General features: G+C 42.3%; 17 protein-coding genes and 1 tRNA gene. 8 read left to right on the top strand and 10 right to left on the bottom strand.

Translation table 11 applies throughout. From position 1 onward, the window contains the following. Positions 1 to 102: 102 nt before the first annotated feature. The 3 genes from AC59JT_RS19865 (at position 103) to AC59JT_RS19855 (ending at position 6,895) form a co-directional block, all read left to right on the top strand. Entirely contained in the window at positions 103 to 3,579 is a 3,477-nt protein-coding gene (locus tag AC59JT_RS19865; RefSeq protein WP_497402432.1) for a TonB-dependent receptor, read from the top strand. A gap of 12 nt (positions 3,580 to 3,591) precedes the next feature. Continuing rightward, complete coding sequence (locus tag AC59JT_RS19860; protein ID WP_497402430.1) at positions 3,592 to 5,346, top strand: RagB/SusD family nutrient uptake outer membrane protein; 1,755 nt, start codon at positions 3,592 to 3,594, stop codon at positions 5,344 to 5,346. A gap of 64 nt (positions 5,347 to 5,410) precedes the next feature. Continuing rightward, on the top strand, positions 5,411 to 6,895 hold the full coding sequence (locus tag AC59JT_RS19855; RefSeq protein ID WP_497402428.1) for a hypothetical protein: 1,485 nt from the start codon (positions 5,411 to 5,413) through the stop codon (positions 6,893 to 6,895). A 59-nt stretch (positions 6,896 to 6,954) separates the two neighbouring features. Here AC59JT_RS19855 and AC59JT_RS19850 read toward each other — a convergent pair whose 3' ends face one another. Further along, positions 6,955 to 7,269 carry a transcriptional repressor gene (locus tag AC59JT_RS19850; RefSeq protein ID WP_497402426.1) on the bottom strand — a complete coding sequence of 105 codons (315 nt, stop codon included), beginning with the start codon at positions 7,267 to 7,269 and terminating at the stop codon, positions 6,955 to 6,957. A 177-nt stretch (positions 7,270 to 7,446) separates the two neighbouring features. On the opposite strand from AC59JT_RS19850, the gene AC59JT_RS19845 reads away from it, so the two are divergent. Together AC59JT_RS19845 and AC59JT_RS19840 are read left to right on the top strand one after the other, a co-directional pair. Beyond that, positions 7,447 to 8,121 carry a response regulator transcription factor gene (locus AC59JT_RS19845; RefSeq protein ID WP_497402424.1) on the top strand — a complete coding sequence of 225 codons (675 nt, stop codon included), beginning with the start codon at positions 7,447 to 7,449 and terminating at the stop codon, positions 8,119 to 8,121. Continuing rightward, entirely contained in the window at positions 8,122 to 9,375 is a 1,254-nt protein-coding gene (locus tag AC59JT_RS19840) for a sensor histidine kinase (RefSeq protein ID WP_497402422.1), read from the top strand. A 64-nt stretch (positions 9,376 to 9,439) separates the two neighbouring features. Here the strand turns inward: AC59JT_RS19840 and AC59JT_RS19835 are convergent, their stop codons facing one another. Next, positions 9,440 to 10,744: a hypothetical protein gene (locus AC59JT_RS19835; RefSeq protein WP_497402420.1), complete on the bottom strand. Its 1,305-nt coding sequence runs from the start codon at positions 10,742 to 10,744 to the stop codon at positions 9,440 to 9,442. Further along, positions 10,741 to 12,087: a hypothetical protein gene (locus AC59JT_RS19830; RefSeq protein WP_497402418.1), complete on the bottom strand. Its 1,347-nt coding sequence runs from the start codon at positions 12,085 to 12,087 to the stop codon at positions 10,741 to 10,743. Before AC59JT_RS19830 ends, AC59JT_RS19835 begins: the two co-directional genes overlap by 4 nt. A gap of 65 nt (positions 12,088 to 12,152) precedes the next feature. On the opposite strand from AC59JT_RS19830, the gene AC59JT_RS19825 reads away from it, so the two are divergent. Beyond that, complete coding sequence (locus tag AC59JT_RS19825) at positions 12,153 to 14,078, top strand: hypothetical protein (RefSeq protein WP_497402416.1); 1,926 nt, start codon at positions 12,153 to 12,155, stop codon at positions 14,076 to 14,078. Between the two features lie 7 nt (positions 14,079 to 14,085). On the opposite strand, the gene AC59JT_RS19820 is transcribed toward AC59JT_RS19825, so the two are convergent. The 5 genes from AC59JT_RS19820 to AC59JT_RS19800 form a co-directional block, all read right to left on the bottom strand. Next, positions 14,086 to 15,549: a glycosyltransferase family protein gene (locus tag AC59JT_RS19820; protein ID WP_497402414.1), complete on the bottom strand. Its 1,464-nt coding sequence runs from the start codon at positions 15,547 to 15,549 to the stop codon at positions 14,086 to 14,088. Then, entirely contained in the window at positions 15,530 to 17,278 is a 1,749-nt protein-coding gene (locus AC59JT_RS19815; RefSeq protein WP_497402412.1) for a hypothetical protein, read from the bottom strand. Before AC59JT_RS19815 ends, AC59JT_RS19820 begins: the two co-directional genes overlap by 20 nt. A gap of 2 nt (positions 17,279 to 17,280) precedes the next feature. Next, positions 17,281 to 18,204: a DUF6624 domain-containing protein gene (locus AC59JT_RS19810; protein ID WP_497402410.1), complete on the bottom strand. Its 924-nt coding sequence runs from the start codon at positions 18,202 to 18,204 to the stop codon at positions 17,281 to 17,283. A 339-nt stretch (positions 18,205 to 18,543) separates the two neighbouring features. After that, positions 18,544 to 19,689, bottom strand: coding sequence for a hypothetical protein (locus tag AC59JT_RS19805; RefSeq protein ID WP_497402407.1), 1,146 nt, complete (start codon positions 19,687 to 19,689; stop codon positions 18,544 to 18,546). A 455-nt stretch (positions 19,690 to 20,144) separates the two neighbouring features. Next, a tRNA-Phe gene (locus AC59JT_RS19800) sits at positions 20,145 to 20,217 on the bottom strand. A 223-nt stretch (positions 20,218 to 20,440) separates the two neighbouring features. On the opposite strand from AC59JT_RS19800, the gene AC59JT_RS19795 reads away from it, so the two are divergent. Both AC59JT_RS19795 and AC59JT_RS19790 read left to right on the top strand, forming a co-directional pair. Further along, the gene (locus tag AC59JT_RS19795) at positions 20,441 to 21,742 is read left to right on the top strand and encodes a 4Fe-4S dicluster domain-containing protein (protein WP_497402405.1); all 1,302 of its coding nucleotides are present in this window, start codon (positions 20,441 to 20,443) and stop codon (positions 21,740 to 21,742) included. An 87-nt stretch (positions 21,743 to 21,829) separates the two neighbouring features. Beyond that, entirely contained in the window at positions 21,830 to 22,618 is a 789-nt protein-coding gene (locus AC59JT_RS19790; protein ID WP_497402403.1) for a (Fe-S)-binding protein, read from the top strand. Here AC59JT_RS19790 and AC59JT_RS19785 read toward each other — a convergent pair. Both AC59JT_RS19785 and AC59JT_RS19780 read right to left on the bottom strand, forming a co-directional pair. After that, complete coding sequence (locus AC59JT_RS19785) at positions 22,613 to 23,146, bottom strand: hypothetical protein (RefSeq protein WP_497402401.1); 534 nt, start codon at positions 23,144 to 23,146, stop codon at positions 22,613 to 22,615. The genes AC59JT_RS19790 and AC59JT_RS19785 overlap by 6 nt on opposite strands. Before the next feature lie 47 nt (positions 23,147 to 23,193). After that, positions 23,194 to 23,664, bottom strand: coding sequence for a hypothetical protein (locus AC59JT_RS19780; protein WP_497402398.1), 471 nt, complete (start codon positions 23,662 to 23,664; stop codon positions 23,194 to 23,196). Positions 23,665 to 23,705: the final 41 nt, after the last annotated feature.

The raw sequence follows: 23,705 nt of genomic DNA, 5'->3' as shown, positions 1-23,705 counted from the left end.
CTATTTTATAAAAACCCAAACGCTACAAAAGTAATGAATTTTAACGTGAATGCGGACCCATGCCCCAACGGCAAACGGCTGCTGTATAAATATTTACTGGTTATGAAACTATCAATATTGCTGTTGATGATAACCTTGGTACAAGTAAGTGCCAAAGGGTTCGGCCAGAAAATTACGCTGAACGAAAAAAACGTGCCACTGGAAAAACTGCTGCAAAGCATTAAGGCACAATCAGGCTATGTATTTTTTTACGATACCGAGGACGCTACCAAAAAGGTATCTGTACATGTTACCGATGCATCTATTGATGATGCGCTGACCGCTGTATTAACCAACCTGCCCTTATCCTACAAAATAGTGGATAAAACAGTGTTGCTACAGCAAAAACAAGTAAGCATTTCACCCAAAATTGTAATGGCCGAAGTACCGGCCAAAACTATTACGGGTACTGTTAAAGACGAAAAAGGTGCCCCGCTACCAGGTGTGAACATCCGCGTAAAAAATACCACCAATGGGGTATCTACCGATATTAACGGCAAGTTTACGCTTAACGTGGCCGACGATAACGCCGTGCTGGTAGTAAGTTTTATAGGTTTTGCCACCCAGGAAGTTGCTACATCGGGCAATGCCCCGCTTAATATTGTGCTGATTGAAGACACCTCAAAACTGAACGAAGTACTGATTGTAGGCTACGGCACGCAAAAGAAAATTAACGCCATTGGCGCGGTTGACCAGGTAGGCAAAGAATACTTTGAAGACAGGCCCGTACCCAACGTAACCCGCGCTTTACAAGGTGCGCTACCCAACGTAAACCTGCGGATGACGGATGGTAAACCAACCCGTAACCCATCATACAACGTGCGTGGTGCTACATCCATAGGTGCCGGCGGCGAGGCTTTGGTGCTGATAGACGGCGTGCAGGGCGACCCGCTTTACCTTAATCCTAATGATATTGAAAGTGTAACGGTATTGAAAGATGCCGGTTCGGCGGCTATTTATGGTTCGCGTGGTGTGTTTGGGGTGATATTGATCACTACTAAAAATCCAAGCGCTAAAAAAACTAATATTTTGCTATCGTCAAGCTACTCGATAAACGATCGTACCACCAAGCCCAAATGGGTAAACGATGGTTACCTGTGGGCCAAAATGTTTAACGAATCATGGTCGGCCTGGTATGATTACGCGCAGCTGCCAACTACGGTGAATACCTTTTTCCCGTTCTCGCCTGCTTATTTGGATGAGTTAAAAAAACGTTCTGAAAACCCGGGACAGCCGGAAGTGGCTATCAACCCATCAAACGGCAACTATGTGTACTATGGCAATACTGATTGGCTGAAAGAATTATATGCCGATAATATGCCTGCCCTTGATCAATCGCTAAGCGTATCGGGCGGTAATGAAAAAGCCGACTATCTGGTATCGGGTCGCTTTTATCAGCAGGATGGTATCTTCCGTTATAACCCCGATAAATTCAACAAATACAACCTACGTTTTAAAGGTAGTGTGCAGGCCAACAAATGGTTAAAAATCACCGGCAATTCAGCTTTCTCCACCTTTAAATACAATTACCCGTTACAGTCTATCAACCAGTATGACGTTTGGACCAACCTTAAATTGTATGGCATCCCTATGGCCATACTGTTAAACCCGGATGGTACGCTAACCCAATCGGCAGCTAACAATGGTTTGGGCGATCTGTACACCGGCAAAAGCCGTTCTATCTTAAATCAAACCCAAACGCAAAATACTGTAGGTTTTGAAGCTAAAGCAGCAACGGAGTGGGTAATAAAAGGCGATTTCACTTACCAGCTAACCAACATCAGCGATCAAAGGCGCCTTGCACCCATATCCTACAGTACCAAACCGGGTGTTATAACTACCGCGGGTAATAACTGGTTAAATAATAACACCACCAAAACCGAATACTACGCGGCCAACTTGTATTCAACCTACGCCAAGTCGTTTGGCAAACACAACTTTAAAGTGTTAGTGGGTGGTAACTACGAGCGTTATAACCTTAACGGATTGGAAGTACAGCGTGATGGTTTGATCATTGACGACCTGCCAAACTTTAACCTCGCCGTAGGCCAAACCTATAAATTAGCTTCAACTACCAGTCAGTGGGCCACGCTGGGTAGCTACTATCGTGTAAATTATGATTACGCAGGCAAGTATTTATTGGAATTGAACGGTCGTTATGATGGCACCTCTAAATTCCCGTCAAATACGCAATACGGTTTCTTCCCTTCGGCAATTGTTGGTTGGAATATCACTAACGAAAACTTTATGAAGGGCACCGAAAAATGGCTTGACCTGTTAAAACTCCGCGTATCATACGGTACCCTGGGCAACAGCCAGATAGCGCCTTATCAGTATGAGCGTGTGATCAGGGCAGCACAATCGGGCCTGATCATCAATGGCAACTTCCCTACCTACCTGATCCAACCTCCTGTTTTAGCCGAAAACTTTACCTGGGAAAAAGCTACTACCACCAACTTAGGTTTAGATATGGCTTTCTTTAAGGGCCAGCTTAACGTCAGTTTAGATATGTACAAACGTAAAACTACTGACATGATAACCGCGGGACAGCCATTACCGGGTGTTTTCGGTGCATCGGTACCCAGAGGCAATTTTGCCGACTTAACCACCCGTGGTTTCGAGCTGATCGTAAACTGGAACAGCCGCATCAATACCGGCAGCGATCCTATCCGGTATGGCATCCGCGCTACTTTGTCTGATTATGTATCAAAAATCGACAAGTTTTATAACCCTAACGGGCTGCTGTCAACCTATTATGTTGGCCAAACCATTGGCGAAATATGGGGCTACAAATTCGCGGGCCTGTTTAAAGATGCTGCCGATATTGCCAGCATTGATCAAACAGCTATCGTGGTATCATCGGGCAATAAAATATACCCGGGCGATATCAAGTTCCAGGATATTAGCGGCCCGAATGGTGTGCCCGACGGTAAGATCAACTCAGGCAAAAACACTCTTGCTGATCACGGCGATCTGACCATTGTCGGTAACACTACCCCACGCTATACTTACGGCATAACCACCAATACCGAGTGGAAAAACTTTGGCCTGACCATGTTCTTCCAGGGTGTTGCTAAACGCGATTGGTATTTTGGTAACGAAAGTGGCGCTTTCTGGGGGCAATACACCCGCTGGTACGGCCAAATACCCGAGCATACTTTAAAAGGCACCTGGACGATAGATAATCCTAATCCCGATTCCTATTTTCCGCGTTACCGCGGCCCGGTTATAGCCGGCGGCAGGGAGTTGGGTACACCGGTTGACCGTTACGTACAAAACGTAAGCTACATCCGCTTAAAAGAGATAACCCTAAGCTATACGCTGCCTAAAAAGCTGGTAAGTAAAATTGGTTTAAGCAACGCCAGGTTATACTTTACCGGTCAAAATTTATTCACCTATTCGCCAATGTATAAGCTCACTAAGGACATAGATCCGGAGGTGATAGAAAACTCGGATCCGGAGATACGCCCGGATATGGGACAGGGTGCAGCCTACCCCATGCTGAAGACTTATACACTTGGTTTAAACGTCATATTTTAATTGATGAAGGTCATGAAAAAGATATTAATATTAATGATAGCCGCCATAGCGGTAACCACATCATGCAAAAAAGCGCTGGACATACACCCGCTGGATAGCCTTACACCAGAGCAGGCATTCTCGAGCGAGCAGAACCTGCAGCTTTATGCTAATTCATTTTATAATTCGGCCATACCGGGCGCGGCAGTTATTTACGCGGGCGATGCCAATGGCGACCTGGAATCGCAAAATATTGTGCCGGCCTATGTAAGCGGCGTGTTCACCAGCCAAAACGGTACCGGCTGGAGCGATTGGGGCACCTTGCGCAACATCAACTACTTTTTAGAGCACTATAAAGAAGCGCCGATTGCCCTGGATAAAAAGAACCATTTTGCAGGTCTGGCGAAATTCTTCCGTGCATGGTTTTATTTTGAGAAGGTGAAAAACTTTGGTAATGTACCTTTCTACAACAAAACCCTGTCACCTACTGATGCTGATCTGTACAAAAAGCAGGATCCGCGTACACTGGTAATGGATTCGGTTTTGGCGGATATAACGTTTGCAAGCACGTACATTAACAATGTAAAAGATCCAACGTCATCAACTGTTACACGATCTGTGGCGCTGGCCTTAAAATCAAGAATATGTTTGTTTGAAGGCACTTACCGTAAGTATCATACCGAAATAGGCCTTACAGCAAGCGCCGATGCATGGCTGCAACAAGCTGCCGATGCTGCCCAGGCAGTGGTTACAAGCGGACAATATTCGATATACAACACCAATGCACCTGATAAGGATTACCGCAACCTGTTTGTATCGCAGGCACCGGTAGCTGCCGAGATCATATTGGCCAATACCTTTAGCGAAACCTTAAAACGTTACCACGATGCTAACTGGACTTTCACGTCGCCTACTTACGGTGGTAACGTATCGTTAACCAAACGCTTTGTAAACACTTATTTAAATATCGATGGCACGCGCTTTACCGACAACCCGGCCTATGCAACAACCGAATTTAAAGACGAGGTAAAAAATCGTGATAAACGTTTGAACCAAACCATTCGTAGCGGGGCATTAAAACGCAGCGATGGCTCATTTGCTCCGCCCGATTTTGGGCAGGCCTTTACCGGTTACCAGATCATGAAGTTTACTACGGACGATAAGTCGATTGATACCAAAGCCGCCAATATCAACTCCATGCCCGTTATCCGCTACGCGGAAGTATTATTAAACCTTGCCGAAGCCAAAGCCGAACTGGGCACCTTTACCGCTGCCGATTGGACCAACACTATTGCCGTTTTACGCAAACGCGCCGGCATAACCAACCTGGCCATGCCTTTAACTGTCGACCCTTACATGACAGCCAATTTTTATGCTGATATAACCTCGCCTGCTTTGATGGAGATACGCCGCGAACGCGCCATTGAACTTAGTGTAGAAAACTTTAGGTATGATGACCTGATGCGGTGGAAACAAGCCAAGCTGATAGAAAAGGAGTACGACGGCATTTACGTACCGGCCATGAACGTTCTATACGATTTGAACGAAGACGGCGCGCCCGATGTAAGCTTTGTATCTGCCGTGCCTGCCAGTAAAGTGGCCGGCGTGGTTTACGTGGTAATTAACAACACCATTACCAAGTTAAGCAACGGCACCAGTGGCAGGTTAATTTGGCGCGCCAATACCGTAAAAGCTTTCCCGGATTATAAATACCTCAAACCAATTCCGTTTAACGATTTGGTGGTGAACGAAAACCTGGAGCAAAACCCGGGTTGGGATAAACCATAAACTAAAACACAACACACAGGGCGGGGCAACCTGCCTTGTGTATTTACTATAACCTTAATATTTTATGAAGATCAGATCAGTTTTATATACCGCCGCCTTAATTTCGTTAAACGCGATATCCAGCTTCGCGCAAACACCCTTGCTGATGCAAAATCGCCGCGAACTGTTTGTGGATGATGTGGTGATCGAATCACTAAACAAAGTAGAAAACCGCCTGGCTACCCCGGTTTCGGGAGGCGTAGCCGTGAAGTTTGATAAACCATGGGAAGGCAGTTTTTGCGCCTATGTATCGATAGTGAACGATGGCAAAAAGTTCAGGATGTATTACCGAGGCATTGGGGCAGGCACGAAACCTACCGACCAGGCCACCTGTTACGCCGAAAGCACCGACGGTAAAACCTGGACCAAACCCAATCTGGGTATCATCACCTTAAACGGTAATACCAATAATAACATGGTACACACCAGCGATGCTACCAAGCAAACCAGTCATAATTTCGCGGTGTTTTATGATGCTAATCCCGGTGTGCCGGCGGCGGAAAAATATAAGGCTGTGGGCGGCGTGTATTCAAGCCCTAAAGTAAAGCGCGGCTTGTACCGCTTTGTATCGCCCGATGGTTTGCATTGGACGCGGTTTAAAGATACAACGGCCCTGTTTGGCGATGGCTACGGCATGGATTCGCAAAACGTACCGGCTTGGGTGCCTGCCGAACAATGCTACGCCGTATACCTGCGCAAATGGACCGACGATAAACCCGGCGACGCCAAGCTGTTGAAAGGCATCCGCACCATTGCCCGCTCAACATCTAAAGATTTTGTGCATTGGACCGAACCCGTGCAGATGACCTTTGGCGATACGCCGATGGAAAACCTGTACACTAATGCCACGCAAGCCTACTTCCGCGCGCCGCAGATAATGATAAGCATGCCGTTTAGATTCTCGCCCGATAGCCGGATATTAAGCGACGAGGAAATGAAAACCTATGGCATATCAAGCAGTATGTGGCAAGGCGTTTCAGACGCGGTACTGCTAACTTCAAGAGGCGGCAATAAGTATGATCGTAAGTTCCTAGAATCATTCGCCCGACCGGGGCTTGATCAGCGTAACTGGGCAGCGCGTAGTTCTATACCCGCACTAGGCGTTATCCCGACAGGTGATAGCGAAATGTCGTTCTTCCTTACCCGCGCTTATGGCACCAAGGATTGCTACATGGAGCGCATGATATTACGCAAAGACGGTTTCGCATCACTGCACGCCAAGTTTCAGGAAGGCACGGCGATAACCAAGCCGTTGATATTACAAGGCGATAACCTACAGATCAACTATTCCACCTCATCAATTGGCTACATAAAAGTTGTTGTGCTTGATGCCGCCGGTAAAGAAATCCCCAGCTTTGGCGATGCCGACGCCCCACGCACAACCGGCGATAAAATTGATTACAACATCACCTGGAAAAGTGGCAAAAAACTAAGCGACCTGGCCGGCAAAACCGTGAAGCTAAAATTTGTGCTTCGCGATGCTGATCTGTATTCGTTTGGGGTGTTTTAGGGCGAACCTGCCATCATAAAAAAGCCTTCAGCTTAATACTGAAGGCTTTTTCGTAGCCCCTATAATTCATAAGCAGGCAGGGTAAGCTTATAAACTTTGCAACGTTTGGCTTCATCGGTTTGTTGCCGGGCATAGCCTTTATCGCACAGCCAGCGCAAACCGTTGTAAACCGAAGCGAGGCTGATAACCTCTCCTTCGCTTTTTATTTTAAACCACAATTCTTCGGCATCTATAAAATCATCAACCTTATAAAAATAGTTAAGTATGGTTTTGCAGGTGGGCGGCACCAAAATACCCCTTCGCTTGCAAAGCGCCAATAGCTCTTCAATTTGCTTATAGGATGACATGGTTTCGGTGTTGACGTTTTTTATCATAGCGTACCCTTGAATACTGGCGCAAGGAGCCAATGGTTGCCCCGCATATAAAAAATGGCACGTTCATCCCGGCAAAATGCAAGTAGATTCTGTAGAAATTATGGAGAAATGTGCCGATAATGTATCTTCATCACAGATTTCCTACAGATTTGCCTGTTAATACTGAATTAAAAAATTGTGAAATTATTAGTTGTTGAAGATGAAGCCGGTTTGCGGGAAAGTATTCACGATTACTTTACCGACGCGGGCAGCGTTTGCGAAACCGCGGCCGACTACCTAAGCGCCCGGCAAAAAATTAATATGTACCGGTATGATTGCCTTGTACTGGATATAACCCTGCCCCATGGCAACGGCCTGGAATTACTTAAAGCCCTAAAGAAAGAGCGCTACGCGGATGGCGTACTCATCATATCCGCCAAAAACTCCTTAGATGATCGCCTGGAAGGGCTTGACCTGGGGGCCGACGATTACCTCATCAAGCCTTTTCACCTGTCCGAACTGCGCGCGCGGGTAATGGCTATTGTACGCCGCAAATCGTTCAATGGCGAGCAGGTTATTGTTTTTAACGAGATAAAGGTTGATGTGTTGGCTAAAAGCGTAACCGTAAACAACAAGGCCATTAAACTAACCAAACGCGAATATGGTTTGCTGGTATATTTTATAGCCAATAAGGGCAAGGTGATATCAAAAAACGCGCTCGCCGAACATCTTTGGGGCGATGGTATTGATATGGCCGATAATTTTGATTTCATCTATTCGCACATAAAAAACCTGCGTAAAAAACTGATGGACGCGGGAGCTAAAGATTACATACAATCTGCCTACGGCATGGGTTATAAATTTACCGGCTAAATGAAACTGCTTGCGCGATACAACCAACTGAGTTTTTTGGCAACCATTGTAGTGATGCTAATAACCGGCGTGGTTTATTATTTCACCATTAGCTATATTTTAACCGCACAGGTTGACAAGGAACTGGTGGTGGAGGAGCATGAGATATTTGACTATGTAAAAGTCAACAACAAACTGCCGCAGGTTTTTCGGTCGGAGCACCTTAATATCACTTTCAAACCGGTGGGCAATGCTGCTGTAAATCGTCAATTTATTGATGTTAATTATCGTAAAAACCCGCAGGATGCCGACCTCGAGATTGGTCGTAGCCTCATTAGTTCGGTAAAGGTAAAAAGTGTTAATCACCGTATCACCATCATCAAATCAACCGTTGAAACGGAGGACCTGATACAGGTTATATTTTTAATCACCCTGGGTATCATCGTTATTTTGATCCTGGTGATCATCATCATTAACCGCTGGGTAATTGGTAACCTTTGGCTGCCTTTTTATGATATGCTGAGGCAGATAAAACGCTTTAACCTGACAGACCAAACCAGCATTACCGCCCTGCAAACCCCGGTTGACGAGTTTAAGGACATGAACGTAGAAATATCGGCCATGGCCGCCCGGGTGCAGCATGATTATTTAGAGTTGAAACGCTTTATTGAAAATGCCGCGCACGAGCTGATGACCCCGGTAGCTGTGATCAACTCCAAACTGGATACCCTGATACAAACCGGCGACCTGAGCGAGAAACAGGCCGGCCTGATAACCGACGTTTATACCACCATAGGCAAGCTTACGCGCCTTAACAAGGCCATGCTGCTGCTCACCAAAATTGAGAACAAACTGCTAAACGAGCACGAACAGGTAAACCTTAAAACGGCTTTAGAAGAAGCATTGAGCGAGTTCCAGGAAATATTTACTTCGCGCAAGCTTAACTTACACATCCGCCTTGGCGACACCAACCAAAGCATGAGCAAGGTACTGGCGGATATTTTATTAAACAACCTGTTGAGCAACGCGGTAAGGCACAACATACCCGGCGGCTATATTATTGTGATACTTAAGGCCGATAAACTGGAGGTTCAAAATACAAGCCTGGCCGAAGAACTTGATCCGCAGGTTATATTTCAGCGTTTCCATAAATCGGCACAATCCGAGGGTAGCGGCCTGGGGCTTACACTGGCAAAACAGATATGCGATAACAATGGGTTTAACTTAAATTATAATTACCAGGCACCCTATCATACCTTCAGCATAAATTTTTAATACGCCTGCCGCAACACCGGTTTCTTACAGAATTGAGTGCTAGCTTAGCCCTCAATATAAATTTTTACCCAATCCACTTATCATGTAAAAAATCGGTATAGAATGCTATTTGCAAAAACACCGCCAACGCGTAATAAAAAATGAAATACCGGTTAAACGCCGGTACATATTTCAGTAAAAACAGGCACACAAAAAAAGTAAAGAATAAGCCAAAAGTTGGTAAAACGGGATACGCGTAAACGCCTGTCAAAAACAGACAACAAACTATTAAGAAAGCAATCAACACCAGTTCCTTTACCCGGGGGAAATACTCTTTATAAAAATAGATCAAAATTATGATGAAAAAAGGAGTAGATAAAACGTGACGGTTTGAGCTCCATATGCTTGATGCACCAGTGCTTGTATTAAACGTAAAACAGGTATCGATGATCATAATTCCTAACACATATAGCATAGAAAATAACACATCAGAACTGATATACAACTTAATTTCCTCAGTCCGGGTTTTGTGAAGGAAACTCCAGCACCATTTGCAACAAAAATATAGCGCCAGCAATCCAAATGTAAATGCAATACCATCTACACCTAAAACCCGCTCAGGCGAATAAGTGGTTAACGGGAATTGTGGTACAAGCCAATGCCTGTTCCAATACTTTTGTATTTCGAAAAAATAAAACCATTTGTCGTTGCCTATACTCATGCAATAGGCTGCTATCAACAATCCGGACAAGGTGGCTATTAGTTTATAAACTGTTTTTAAAGCTGCTGCTTTTTTCTGTTTTTGCGAACTGAATACTACCAGGTCGCAGATTATTATAGCCGGTATAAACAGGATACTTACAGACCTGACCAACGATGCTCCAAACAACCCGATATATAATAACGTGTCGGATTTTCTTTTGTATCCTGTTAAAATAAGCGTACAAAAAACAAAGAAACACGACTCTGAATAAGGCACCGCAAAAAAAATGAATGAAGGTATAGCGCAAATAAAAAGTATGAAGTTGTGATGAAGCTTTTGGCCTTTTAAAAGAAACGTAAAGGCCGCACCAAATAGCACCACATTAAAAATGCTGATACCCATGGGGGTTAGATCAGTTAGCCGCCAAAGAAATGGAAATAACGGGAAGAAGGCCAGATTGCACCCGGTTTTTGGTATGTATATATAGCCATATTCCTTAATAGAGTAATACCAATAGGCATCAAACCTTATTAAATTAGCATCAGTAGGAATGATGTATTTTTTGTAGCCTATAATATTTAATGCCGAGTAAGCAAGCAACGCTATAACGAGATGGATGGCAAATGCCAGTATTGTTTTATCTGTCTTTTTTATTTCAGATAATAGCTTAGAAAATAGATTGGTCATTTAGATAGTACAAATGGTAGTTTAATTTTATCATAAAAGATATTTGATCCGTCCTTGTTATCAACCAGGAAACTTAATTCGATAATTTCTTTTGAAACGGATATGGATACGGGAACTGTGATAGAATCTTTAGGATTAATCACAATGGGTATTTGCTTTTCAGTTAACAACTTACTTCCTTGTTTTTTAATACTGTATCGAACAACTCCGTTAAATTTGGCATTGATGTTATTGTTATGGATCACTGCTATTGTATCCATACCGTTAGTACTATTTACCTGGTACAGTTTGGTAATATCCACCCTGATATTATCCCCCGATTTAAGCGTGTTAAAATAAGGTTCGCCTACTATGCCGCCGCCGCCGCCACTATCAAAAACCCTTACATATAACACATTTTCCTTACCCCATAAAATGCGGTGATCGTTTACATCCAGATCGTACGTTCTGTCTTTTCCTGCTAAAGTGGGATGATCTTTAAAACGCTCTGTACCGGCTTCATTTGGTTTGAGTGTTTTACTGTTTTGCCCGATAATCACACCGTTAAGAAACACCTGATCTACATCATCTATCTTTCCTAAATAAAACCTTACCGCTTTGTTTTCCGAGGTTTTTATCTGGTTCGGAAGCGTTAAAGTGGTTTTATACCAGGCAATACCGTCATAACTATCATAACCCTGGTTTTCCCATAGTATACCGGGATTGATCGGCTTCCATTTTAAATCGTTCCTTGTTTTTATCGTGGCCATATCAACATCCTGGTTTAAAAACTGCCAACCGGCGTTAATCTTCTTGCGCGCTGAGAGCCCTAGCTTCGATGTCCGGACGCTTAGGTCAGCACTTAGCCCAACCTGGCCATGTGTATTACCAAGCCTTAAGGCAATAACGTTTTCTTCGCCCCATTTAATGGCCTTATCATTTATGGATACTTCATATTTTTTTGCGCCTGCTGGCAGGCAATTAGGGTTTTTAAAGCTTGTATCACCCGTAAATCCATTACTACCTATTAAATGCCCGTTTAAATACAATTGGTCATAATCGTCAAGTAGCCCTAAAAAAAACTCCAGTTTCTTTACGCCGGGAAGATCTTTTACGGCGACCGGTATTAATATTTTGTTTCTATACCAAACCACATCGCCTTGCTTACCCATATCTTCCGGGCTAAAAACCGACGTGCTATCCAATGATGTCCAGTGATTTACATCATATCCGGGGTTGGAAAATTTTGAGGAGTCGTCTAATTTATATTTCCATTTTTCGTCAAACAACAAAACATTATTGTTTGTCGATCGGCAGCTTGCTATACACGCAAAAATACAAATCAATGCAAAAAAAGACTTCATTATTGGTTTAGGATTTAATTATTAGCTAATTTGTTCTAAATTAAAAAATCTAGACCTATTTCCTTATGAAGATTAGTAAATTTATTCTGCCAGGCATTTGGCTTTTGACTGCCTGCAAGTCCTTCACCGTACCGGATGATTTACAACCCGCGCTACAGCATGCCGGAACTAATCAGTCAGAGATACTTAAAGTTTTATCTCACTACGCCGAACATCCGGAAGATAGCCTTAAACTTAAAGCAGCTAAATTTTTAATTAAAAACCTCGATACAAAATATTACCTGGAGGATGAGTTTTTAAAAAACTATTTGGATTACCCCAAATTGGTACTGCGGGATGTGAATCATGGCGAATATATATTAAAATCTTTCAACGAAATCTATGGTCCTTACGCGCAACACGTACCTGCCAAAAAATTTGATCTTGAAAATGTGCAATCAGATCAACTGATTAATAATATAGATGAGGCGTTTCGCGTTTGGCGATCGCAGCCATGGGGTAAAGATTATTCTTTTGATCAATTTTGCCACTACATATTACCTTATAGAATTGCTGACGAGATACCTGCCAGCGATAGAACAGCTATATCTCAAAAATTTGACCAGCTACTTGTCGGAAAGAAGTCCGGAAGCTTAACTGCTGTTGATGCCTGTAAGATCATCAATGATGAGTTAATTAAAGATGGCTGGGTTTTATCAAGTCGCGCGGCTTTTCTGCCCAATTATAACTCGTCAACCTTGATCAAATACAGGGTTGGATCATGCAGGGAAATGGTCGATCTGGGAATATATGCCATGCGATCAGTAGGCATACCCGTTTCTTTTGATTTTTTGCCGCAATGGCCTTACAGAAGACAGGGACATACCTGGAACGTGGTAATAGATAAAAATGGGAAAGCGATACCTTTTCTAGGGGCCGAAGATAGTCCCGGCACACCACATCGCCCAGAAACGGTTAGGGGAAAAGTTTACAGGAATAATTTTGTTAAAAACCCCAAAAGCCTGGCCGCCATTGCTCCAAAAAATCAAACCATACCTTATTTTCTTAGAGACCCCTATTTAACCGACGTAACCGACGAATATGCAACGGTTCATGATGTTAACATCCGGCTAAAAGACAAACAGGACAACTTTGTTTATTTAGCTGTATTTGATAACGTTAACTGGGTGCCCATAGCGTGGTGTAAAACAACTACCCAAAATGTTAAATTTGAAAAAGTAGAGGGCGGCGCGGTATTCCTTCCTGTTTATTTCACCAAATATGGCGTATTAGCTTCGGGGGCTCCGTTTATTATGGACAAAAACGGAAGTTTAAAATACCTTGCGGCAAATTTTGAAAAGAAAATAAACGACGTTATTTGTGACCGCGTTTATCCCATTGTTGCCGAAAGCTATCAAACCGATATGGCAAAGGGCGGCAAAATTCAAGGCGCCAGCAAAGCAGATTTTTCTGACGCGGAGGATCTTCATACTTTCACAGTACGTTCGTTGCCAAAGTGGAACACGTTCAAAATCGATAAAAAATTTAGATATATCAGATTTATATCCGGTACGCAAAACAAGTGTAATATCGCCGAACTACAGGTATATGCTAACGGACAAAAAGTTACAGCAAATACTTTAGGCCCCCAGAAGGATGAATACGCTCTTTATAAAACCATCAATGACGGAAATACCCTTACAGCATACAGCGCCGGCAAGGCTTCATCCTGGGTTGGGTTAGACCTTGGGCATGCGGTAAGCATTGACAGCATTCAGTTTATGTCGAAAATTGATATTCCAAAAAATCATCTTATCGTGCCGGGAAAAACCTATGAGCTTAAATATTGGTCGGATTACGAGTGGAAGTCTATCGGTACCCAAACGGCAAAAACCACCTCTTTACAATTTAAGAACGTTCCGTCAAACGCTTTATTCCTGCTTACCTCTGATTCGGAAATAAGAGATACCAGGATCTTCACTTTTGAAAACGGCAAACAAGTATGGTGGTAATATTTCTTTATTTGGCAGAACCAGAACTAATTTCAAACAATAATAACGATCGATCATCATACCCAAAAAACGTTTTAACGGCAGTTATCCATGCAGGTATGCCAGAATTAACGCTGTTTAATTTATAGGGCTGAAGTAATAATTGGTATACCGGCATTTTATCAGCACTGATAACTAACAGCGTAGTAAACTTGTTATCAAATTTAATTGGCTGAAATAAATTTAAAGGTTGCGATAACACATTATGGTTATGGTAAAAATTTGTGGTGACCGGAATAGGGCGGTATGGGTCACTTTCGGGCGCGATCAATAACTTCACTTTTTTGTCCCGGTAGTTTTTGTAGATATGTTTGGTAATAGCATTCCTCCCTATACTATCAGCCGGCGAAAAAATGGTAATAAGCATTACAAAAACATTTACCGCAAAAAGCATAGCTAAAGGGACAAACGCAAACTTTAAATGCAGGCCCGATACCGATCTGTCTTTTAGCTGCTGCATGGCAAAAGCTATAGCCAGGGGTATAAGGTTGACTATCGGGAATAAAAACCTTAACTCTTTATGCGGGGTTATTATATGGGCTAAAAGAAAGGGTAGTAAGATCCAGGGAAGGATATTTTTTCTCCAAAAAAAAGCAAGCACCACTATGGCTATCCAAATAAAAACACCAATTGGCAATATTGCTGCATTAATGCTTTCAATAAAGTAATAATACCATGGGGATACACCATACCCGGATGCCACGTCATGGACAACATTGGCTACATAATAATTATAAAAAGAGATCGTAAGGCTGCCATAAAACCAATAATCTATAAGTACACCCAGCGCTAATGCTGATAGCCCGCCTGAAAATATAGATAACAAGGTTTTAAATTTTGCCTTCTCCATAACTACCAACCAGGCCATCAATCCGACGGACATAAACACGGTTTGAAATCTGAACAAAAAGCTTAGGCCCAATAAACACCCGATAAGGAAATGTCTTTGTTTTTTTTCGGTATATAATAAAGCTATAGCCAGTAAAAACGTTAATCCCGAATAGGATTCTGAAGAAAATCTAACATTTACAAATGGTAAAAACCATAAAAACCAGGACAGTAGCCTGAACATTGGCCGCATACCCGGTTGCAACAGAGGCTCTGTCTTTTTAATAAAATAAGCTATAATAATAACCGCAAATACGGCAGTAAAAAGCCTCAATATGAGCGCTAAGGTGTAAGGACTTGACACTCCAAGCGGCCTTGATAAAGCAAAAATTGCGTATACCATTGCAGGTTGAATGCCTGAACGGATCTTCGCGTCATACTCCCAGGCCAGGTCCGAAGGCGTGTTTCGGCCGGATTTAAGTTCGGCAAATTCTATAAGCTGATAATGTTCATCGTAATAATAATACCCGTCATTAAATATGGCGCTGATAATGTAAACCGCAAATGCAATTACAATTATGCTGTTACTGTACTTTTTTAACATCTGTGTTGCCGGCGTTATATTTCCTGATAAAATCCTCTACCTCTATCTGGATAAGGTAGGGATCTGCATACAGTTCAGATTTGACTTCTTTCTTAGCGATCATCCTGGCCAGGTTATATGCGCCCTGTCTGTCTCCAATATTTTTTAACAATAAAAATTTATAATACGGCGCGTAAAAACGATGAGGAAGTATCTGGGCCGACAGATCATACATTGATATTGCTTTATTATAATTACCCAGGCTTTGGTAAACATGCCCTAACTTATTCAGCAGGGCTTCGTTTACAAAAATTGTCTTTGCGCTTTCAAAGGTTTTTGCGGCTTCTGAGTTTTTGCCTTTGGCTGATTGTAAAACCCCGTAACACATTAAAAACTGGGCATTGCTATCCATCTGCGGATATAACCGTGCGAACAGATCTTGCGCTTCTGTAAACTTTCTTTTTTCAACCAAGGCATTGGCATACATCCATTGCTTGTAGCAGTAAAAACTTTTAATTGAAGTGAATCCTAATACAAGCAACAAAACAGTCATTGCTATTGTAGAATAACTATTAACTGTAAACGTAAGATTGATACGGTAGGCATATAAACCGGAAACGATACTTACACAAACAATTAAAATTGCCACTACGGGGGCTACACTGAACGGGAAATACGAAACAGAAATTACCAGGAAAACCAATATCGGGTAAAACCATACGCTTGACTGCCGAACATGTAATACATAAACATAAATGCAAATGGCAGCAAATAGCACCAAACCAATTACACCCAAAGTTACCCCTACATTTAAGTACTCATTAAATGCCGAGCCTGTAATATCAGGGGTGATACGATCAAGAATTTCCGGATTTTTTAAAAAGTACTTGCCCTGCACCAGGGGGTAATTTTTACTAAAAGCATCAAAGCCCCACCCTAATGGTTTTTGTACCATCATTAATATAGATACATACCAAATAAACACTCGCCCTTTAACAGGAGCCGGCAACCATAACACTAAGCAGCTTAATAGGATTATAAAAACTACGCCTATAGCTACTGTTTTAAAGGTTGTAAGCCTTTGTTTTCTGAACAGGTATAATATGCCTACAACCGATAAAGCAACTAATGATGTGCGTGCCTGGATACAGATTAAAAGGGCCACGCATATCACGACTGTGAAATAGCCTATAAACTTCCATTTGTCCTGCCGATAAAAGCAAAAGGGCAGCAAAACACTTACATAGGCGCCCAACATATCCGGATTGCCAAATGTGCTGCCATTGTGAAACGTATCATTAAATGACGGGATGAGCAAAAATAGCTGTGCAATAACTATAACGCAGTGTAGAATAATACCTATCGAAACAATTGTTGAAATAACAGGCAGATGTTTTTCAAGCTGGCGGATATCGAAGTATGCTAATACTATCCGGCAGGCTGTATAAAAAGCGAAATAATAAACCGGACGAATTCTCTCTACATCGTATCGGCCACCGCTAACCAAAAAAACAAGATATAATGAAAATAGCGCTACTATGAGAACATCTAAAATGGAGAACCGGATAACCGGATATGGTTTATTAATGAGGAGACAGGTAACCGAAATAAGCCCGATGGCTAAGATGAATATTTCTAAACCAAAAGATTTTATAACAATATTTTGAGAAAATGATGGTACATCAACCAAAAACGAATTGCATATCAAAGCGATAGCAAAAACTATTACATAGATTCGTGCCTTTTCCATGGTCACGGTTGATGATAGTCGATCTTGAAAATTGCGAGGTATTGCTTTAATGGCACCAGCCCCATCTTAGCCCGTAAAGCATCAACATGAGCCTCATCCTTTATCGGGAAATAACTATACTTACCAAATGCGCCGGTAACCTTGTCGCGTTCTTTAAATACTTGTGTTCCGTATATCTGGTAGCCGTATTTATCAACACTAATTCTATCGGCCAACAAAACAAAGGATTCTTTACTGGCCTCGTTATTATTTACAGCTTGTGACAGGGTTTCAAAATACTTCTCTTGTACGGCAAGGTCGGCATGCTGAATAACTAAAAAAGCAGCATTAGCTGATTGCTGACCAACCATTGTGTAAGTGGGCCAACCGTGTTTTTTTATAATTGCTTCTACCTTTATCAGGTTTTCGGGGTCGTGAAAAAAACGTTTATCTTTTTTTTTCAGGCCCATTCCGCGCCCCTGTTGGTCATCCAAAAAGATATGGAATAACTCAACGGCAAGCTGTTTTTCGGGGATATTGGGATAGAAGGTTAAATAGGTGGAATCGACAGTATGAACTATATCTTTCCACCAGTTTTCTTGTCTGAATAGTTCAAAATCGGTATCAGTCAAAATAAAATTCATGAACCGGTAACCGGATCTTAAACAACGTTGTATGTTAACGCGTGTTAATGCCGGATCTTTTTTTGCCGCGTAACAAATAGCCAGGTTGTAGTACGGCAGGGTCTTTTTATCTTCGGCAATATCTTTATTATTAACAATATCGTTTAGCTGTTTTATCTTATTTTCTGTTTGGCCGCTAAGGTTTAGCGTATCTACAAAAAGCATCTCTTTACCAATCTTATCGTAAGGAAATATTATTTGCGCTTTAGCCGCGTGGCTAAGCAAGCAAAAAACAACTGATAACGATATTAAAAAAATTCTCATCCTAATAAAATTCGAATAAGCAAAGCCGTAAACGGCTTTGCTTATTTAAAAGTTGATGTATGTTACTATTTTCTAAATTTCAAGAGCAGGTAAATTGTACATGCATATAAAACAACTATACCTGTGCCAATAGCCAACCTGTTTATAAAAGTTAGTTTCCAATAATCTAGAAACAATGCTATCGTCAAAACTAAGATCGCGGTTGGTAAAAACCACCCTATAAGCTTCACTCTTGGATTGATAGATGGATACTTACCTTTTATGCTAAAATTAACTATGGTTAATATTACCGCAATTTGAAAACCTAATAATAATAAAATACAACTAGTCATAATTTAATTAATCTGGCCAAACATTATCCCAGAAAGTTCCCCAACCTGCGCTTTTTGCAGAGCCGATTGTTCCGCCGATAGCGGCACCGCCAACTGCAGCCCCACCAACTGACACAACTACACCTTCTGGCCCGAAAACTAAAGATGCTTCGCTTGCGCTCCAGGCAGCAGCAGCGCCGGTAAGGCCACCTTCAACAGCTCCTTCAACATCAGCTTTCACAATGTCTTTACCGTGCTCATCCCACCAGCCACTTATCGCATCCATAAATCCACTGTCACCGCTCATTTCACCATGTATTACAACTTCATCCAACATACCGCCATTGTAGGTGGTATCAGAACCCCATGCATTTGTTTTTAAACCATTACGTTCTTTAACATACAGGTGATTTAACTGGTCGTCTTTGAATTTTTTCAATAACGATGGTGCATTTATCGCAAAATACCATTTTCTGTAGTTTTTAAACCAATATTGGTAAGAGGCAAATCCGGTAGAAGTTGCCGCGTAAATTGGGTTAGCATCTACCTCGCTTAAAGTAGCAGCCGCCTCTTTGTTAATATCCTCCAATTCGGCTTTCAAAACTAATAGCGAGTTGGTTTTAAATTTACCTTTAAGCGCGTTATCAATTTTGTCCATCAGCCTTTTTTGTGCTTGATTAATAGGAAGTGGCTCTGTATTTAATGTTTGTAATGTTTTTCCATTTTTTCCGGAGTTCACGCTAAATTTAGAACCCATTTTGCTCAGAAAATTTGTTTGCAATTTGGCATAACCGGCGTGTATTACCTTGTTGGTTTTACCAAACTTGTCAACGGCATTTAAAATGATGCCATCAAAATCAATTGGCACCTTTTTGTCAACACCATTGGTTCTTAACCCGCCGTTTTGATCATTGCTTTTTATCATTGCAACTTTAATAGCGCTAAAAACGGTATCCATTGCTTCATTATGAAGCTGACCGATAACTTCATAGCCTTTTGGTAAGTAATTTAAGGTCATGTAGCCAGGCATTTCTGTCAATACATTACCATTTGTGAAAACATCTGTACTTGATTGGCTTTTTTTACACGCGTTAATTAATAAGGTTAAGCTGCTAACGCCTACAAATAATAGCGTAACTAAAAGCATCTTAAACCTGATTGGTTTCTGATTCATAGTTTTTTTGTAAAAGTGATAAATTTGGTTTAGGATAACCTTAGTTTTTGAGGCGGTTACGTACCCCACAAAAAGAGAAATAAACTATTTATTTTTCTTTTCTGCTTTTCTTACTATTCTGTTTACGAATTTGTTAATGTTTAGGTTAGAATTAATTATTGTAATTTACAGTTGATTAATTTCCATGCATAGTTAAATACAGAATTCAGTTAGACGTGTTTTTAGGGGAATTGGAAAGAATTGGTTTTTCATGATAAATTGGTTTGGCTTAGGTTTTACAAGGATAAAAATAATTTTTTTGTTTCCAAACTATAATTAATTTTTTTTCGCTACCAGATATTTATGAAGTAAGAGTTAAGTAAAGATAAACCTGCCAGAAAATCGCGGTTATTACTTAAGCATGGGCTTTAAACGAAGAAAGCTTCTCAGCATATGCTGAGAAGCTTTCTTTACCGTGGTACCAACTGGGATCGAACCAGTGACACAAGGATTTTCAGTCCTTTGCTCTACCATCTGAGCTATGGTACCTCCTGTTGAGGACTGCAAATGTAGGCTTTTTTTTATTTATACCTATATTTTTTTCAAATTTTTGGTATCGCATTTATTTACAGGCTATTAATTTTTGTGCATTAGTACCCCTTCCTCAAAACCACTTAAAAAACGGCTTATTTATACCAATTCCATCCTGATAACAATTTGCTTTTTGTTATGTTAATAATTCTATATTTGATATAAATACTATGCACGCATAATGATTTCGCAACTGATCTTTTTACTCATACTGGCTGCGGCTATTTACCTGTTTACCAAAAACGTGGGTAAAGTGCGCCGTAATATACTGCTGGGCCGCGAGATCAACCGCTCGGATCAACCCGAAAAGCGTTGGCGCGTAATGGTCAAAATAGCCCTGGGCCAAACAAAAATGACCAAGCGCCCGGTGGCTGCCGTTATGCACTTTTTTATCTACATAGGTTTTATCATTATTAATATCGAGGTGCTGGAGATCATGATCGACGGGCTGTTCGGCTCGCATCGCATATTTTCAGAACCGCTGGGCAGTTTGTATGGTTTGCTGATAGGCAGCTTTGAGTTATTGGCCATACTGGTTTTAGTGGCCTGCGTGGTTTTCCTGGCCCGTAGAAACATCGTGCGCCTTAAGCGCTTTAGCGGTGCCGAGATGACCTCTTGGCCAAAAAGCGACGCCAACTACATCCTCATCACCGAGATCATTCTCATGACCGCCTTTTTAACCATGAACGCGGCCGATCATAAGTTACAACTGCTGCATGCCGATCATTACATCAAGGCGGGTAGTTTCCCGGTGGGCGAGTTAATAGCCCCGCTACTGCCATCCGGCGCTGCGGCCCTGGCCACTATTGAGCGTATTTGCTGGTGGGTGCACATTGTGGGCATACTGGCTTTTTTAAACTACCTGCCCTACTCCAAGCATTTTCATATTATGCTGGCTTTCCCAAATACCTATTACAGTAATTTGGAGCCTAAGGGTAAGTTTAGCAACATGGCGTCGGTTACTAATGAGGTGAAGGCTATGCTTGATCCTTCGTACATCCCCGAAAACACAGATGCTCCCTTACGTTTCGGCGCTAAGGATGTTACCGACCTTACCTGGAAAAACCTGATGGAGGCTTACACCTGCACCGAATGCGGGCGCTGCACATCGGTTTGCCCGGCTAATATTACGGGTAAGCTGCTATCGCCCCGCAAAATAATGATGGATACCCGTGACCGGATTACCGAAGTTGGCAATAACCTTGACAAACACGGAAAGGACCACCAGGACGGCAAAACGCTTTTAGACGACTACATAACCCGAGAAGAGATATGGGCCTGCACCACCTGCAATGCCTGCGTTGAAGCCTGCCCGGTAAACATCGACCCGCTGAATATTATTACCGAACTGCGCCGCTACGTGGTGATGGAAGAATCGCAGGCACCGGCCAGCTTGAACAATATGTTTGGCAACGTGGAGAATAACGGCGCGCCATGGAAATATAGCAGCGCGGACAGGTTTAATTGGGCGGATAAAAATTGAGTCAAAAGTCTGAAGTCAGAAGTCTTAAGTATGCCGGACTAAGGACTAAAGACTTTGAACTTAAGACTAAGGACTAAATAAAAGCAAATGGAACTTCAAATACCCACCATGGCCCAGCTGGCCGCCGAAGGCAAACAGCCCGACATATTGTTTTGGGTAGGTTGTGCAGGCAGCTATGATGAGCGCGCGCAGCGCATAACCCGCGATATTTGCAAAATACTGAACTACGTAGGCATCAGCTACGCTGTATTGGGTACCGAAGAAAGCTGCACCGGCGACCCTGCCAAACGTGCCGGTAACGAGTTTTTGTTCCAGATGCAGGCCATGACCAATATACAGGTGCTTGATGGATATAATATCAAGAAGATAGTGACCGCCTGCCCACATTGTTTTAACACCATACGCAATGAGTATCCGGGCCTGGGTGGTAATTATGAAGTGATACATCATACCCAACTCATACAGCAGTTGATTGAGGACGGTAAGCTGATGGCTGATGACGGCGAAAGTTTCCACGGCAAACGCATTACTTTTCATGACCCTTGCTATTTAGGCCGCGGTAACGATATTTACATGGCCCCACGCCGTGCTTTAGAAATATTGGATGCCGACCTGGTTGAACTTAAACGCTGCAAAAGTAACGGCTTGTGCTGTGGTGCAGGCGGCGCCCAAATGTTTAAGGAGCCCGAGAAAGGTAACAAAGACATTAACCTGGAGCGAATTGACGAGGTGATAGCTAGCCAAGCCAACATAGTAGCCACCGGATGCCCGTTTTGCATGACGATGTTGAGTGATGGGGTGAAGAACCGTGAGAAAGAGCAGGAAATTAAAGTGTTGGATATTGCGGAGATAACAGCGAGGGCGAATGGATTATAATTTTTTTGTCCAAATTTGAACCAAACCATTTTTCGCATTCGCGCCATAATATATGGTAGGGACTGCATGGTAGGTATGGTGTATAAAATCGATGTCACTCGCTTTAAGTTTTGACAATATTTCGTAGCACTCGTTGTGAAACACCACTTTATTATCAACAATTAGTACTGGATCTTTTAGGTCGCTGGCGATGTGAGCAGTTTTAAAAAGCGGTTTGGTATACCTGGCTAATACAAGCTTAACAGCTGCATTTTTTTGTTTATTACTTTGTTTTCCTCTCGGCGCTATGAGTATTATATACCTTCCGGGCCTACCGGTCGTCGGCAACAATTCTTCTGTTTTAAAATAATCAATTCCACCAAGCTGGTTTAAAGGCATTGCCTGTAACGCAATATCCAACTTAACCGAATCTTCCGGCATATATGTTACGCCGTTAATCAGATATAATCCTACTTTATCAGCATGAACCGCAGTATCGCATGAATAAAGCCAATTATCTATATACTTTTTATTCAGTGTTTGTGCCACCGCGTTTAAGCATAAAAAGGCGGTTATAGTCAGGCATAACAAATACCTCATAACCCCTTAGCCTTAAAATAATCAAAAGCTTTTTGCAGGCTGTCCAATCTTTCGGGCTCTATGTTTTTGAGGGGGATATTCAATACGCTGGCCATAGAATCAACATTGCCTTTACGGTCGTTATAGGTTTGTACAATCACGTCGTCTTCTTTGGTGCGTAATTGCAGAGTGCCATTGTAGGTGCTGCCCAGGTAGGCCATATCATCCAATAAATGCAGTTGTAACGAGAAATATTCCTGCTTGCCGTTTTGATAGGTTCTGCGCAGGCGCAGGAAAGCATCGTCGGTTACCTGCAGGTCGAGTTTTTTGAGCTTTACATCGGCCGATTGGTTGTACGATTGCATGAGGCATTTATTGCTCCACAGCAGCCAGTCGGTATCGGCCACAAAACTGTAGCTTAACGCCGAGGTCACTATCGCCGCAAAAAGAAACGCTTTTTTATACCCTGTCAGAACTGATCTTCGCATGACAACAAATCTTAATCCCGAAGGTAATAATTTGATAACTT

Source organism: Mucilaginibacter sp. A3364 (genome assembly GCF_059690715.1).
Note: the sequence above shows the minus strand (reverse complement) of the source record. Positions and strands in the feature narration are given on the sequence as shown.

Bases quoted from the DNA above. Each gene is read 5' to 3' on its own strand.
- AC59JT_RS19790 (WP_497402403.1), top strand. From the start codon at position 21,830: ATGGAACTTCAAATACCCACCATGGCCCAGCTGGCCGCCGAAGGCAAA.
- AC59JT_RS19795 (WP_497402405.1), top strand. From the start codon at position 20,441: ATGATTTCGCAACTGATCTTTTTACTCATACTGGCTGCGGCTATTTAC.
- AC59JT_RS19865 (WP_497402432.1), top strand. From the start codon at position 103: ATGAAACTATCAATATTGCTGTTGATGATAACCTTGGTACAAGTAAGT.
- AC59JT_RS19805 (WP_497402407.1), bottom strand. From the start codon at position 19,689: ATGAATCAGAAACCAATCAGGTTTAAGATGCTTTTAGTTACGCTATTA.
- AC59JT_RS19840 (WP_497402422.1), top strand. From the start codon at position 8,122: ATGAAACTGCTTGCGCGATACAACCAACTGAGTTTTTTGGCAACCATT.
- AC59JT_RS19820 (WP_497402414.1), bottom strand. From the start codon at position 15,549: ATGTTAAAAAAGTACAGTAACAGCATAATTGTAATTGCATTTGCGGTT.
- AC59JT_RS19830 (WP_497402418.1), bottom strand. From the start codon at position 12,087: ATGAAGTCTTTTTTTGCATTGATTTGTATTTTTGCGTGTATAGCAAGC.
- AC59JT_RS19815 (WP_497402412.1), bottom strand. From the start codon at position 17,278: ATGGAAAAGGCACGAATCTATGTAATAGTTTTTGCTATCGCTTTGATA.
- AC59JT_RS19850 (WP_497402426.1), bottom strand. From the start codon at position 7,269: ATGATAAAAAACGTCAACACCGAAACCATGTCATCCTATAAGCAAATT.
- AC59JT_RS19810 (WP_497402410.1), bottom strand. From the start codon at position 18,204: ATGAGAATTTTTTTAATATCGTTATCAGTTGTTTTTTGCTTGCTTAGC.
- AC59JT_RS19855 (WP_497402428.1), top strand. From the start codon at position 5,411: ATGAAGATCAGATCAGTTTTATATACCGCCGCCTTAATTTCGTTAAAC.
- AC59JT_RS19780 (WP_497402398.1), bottom strand. From the start codon at position 23,664: ATGCGAAGATCAGTTCTGACAGGGTATAAAAAAGCGTTTCTTTTTGCG.
- AC59JT_RS19860 (WP_497402430.1), top strand. From the start codon at position 3,592: ATGAAAAAGATATTAATATTAATGATAGCCGCCATAGCGGTAACCACA.
- AC59JT_RS19825 (WP_497402416.1), top strand. From the start codon at position 12,153: ATGAAGATTAGTAAATTTATTCTGCCAGGCATTTGGCTTTTGACTGCC.
- AC59JT_RS19835 (WP_497402420.1), bottom strand. From the start codon at position 10,744: ATGACCAATCTATTTTCTAAGCTATTATCTGAAATAAAAAAGACAGAT.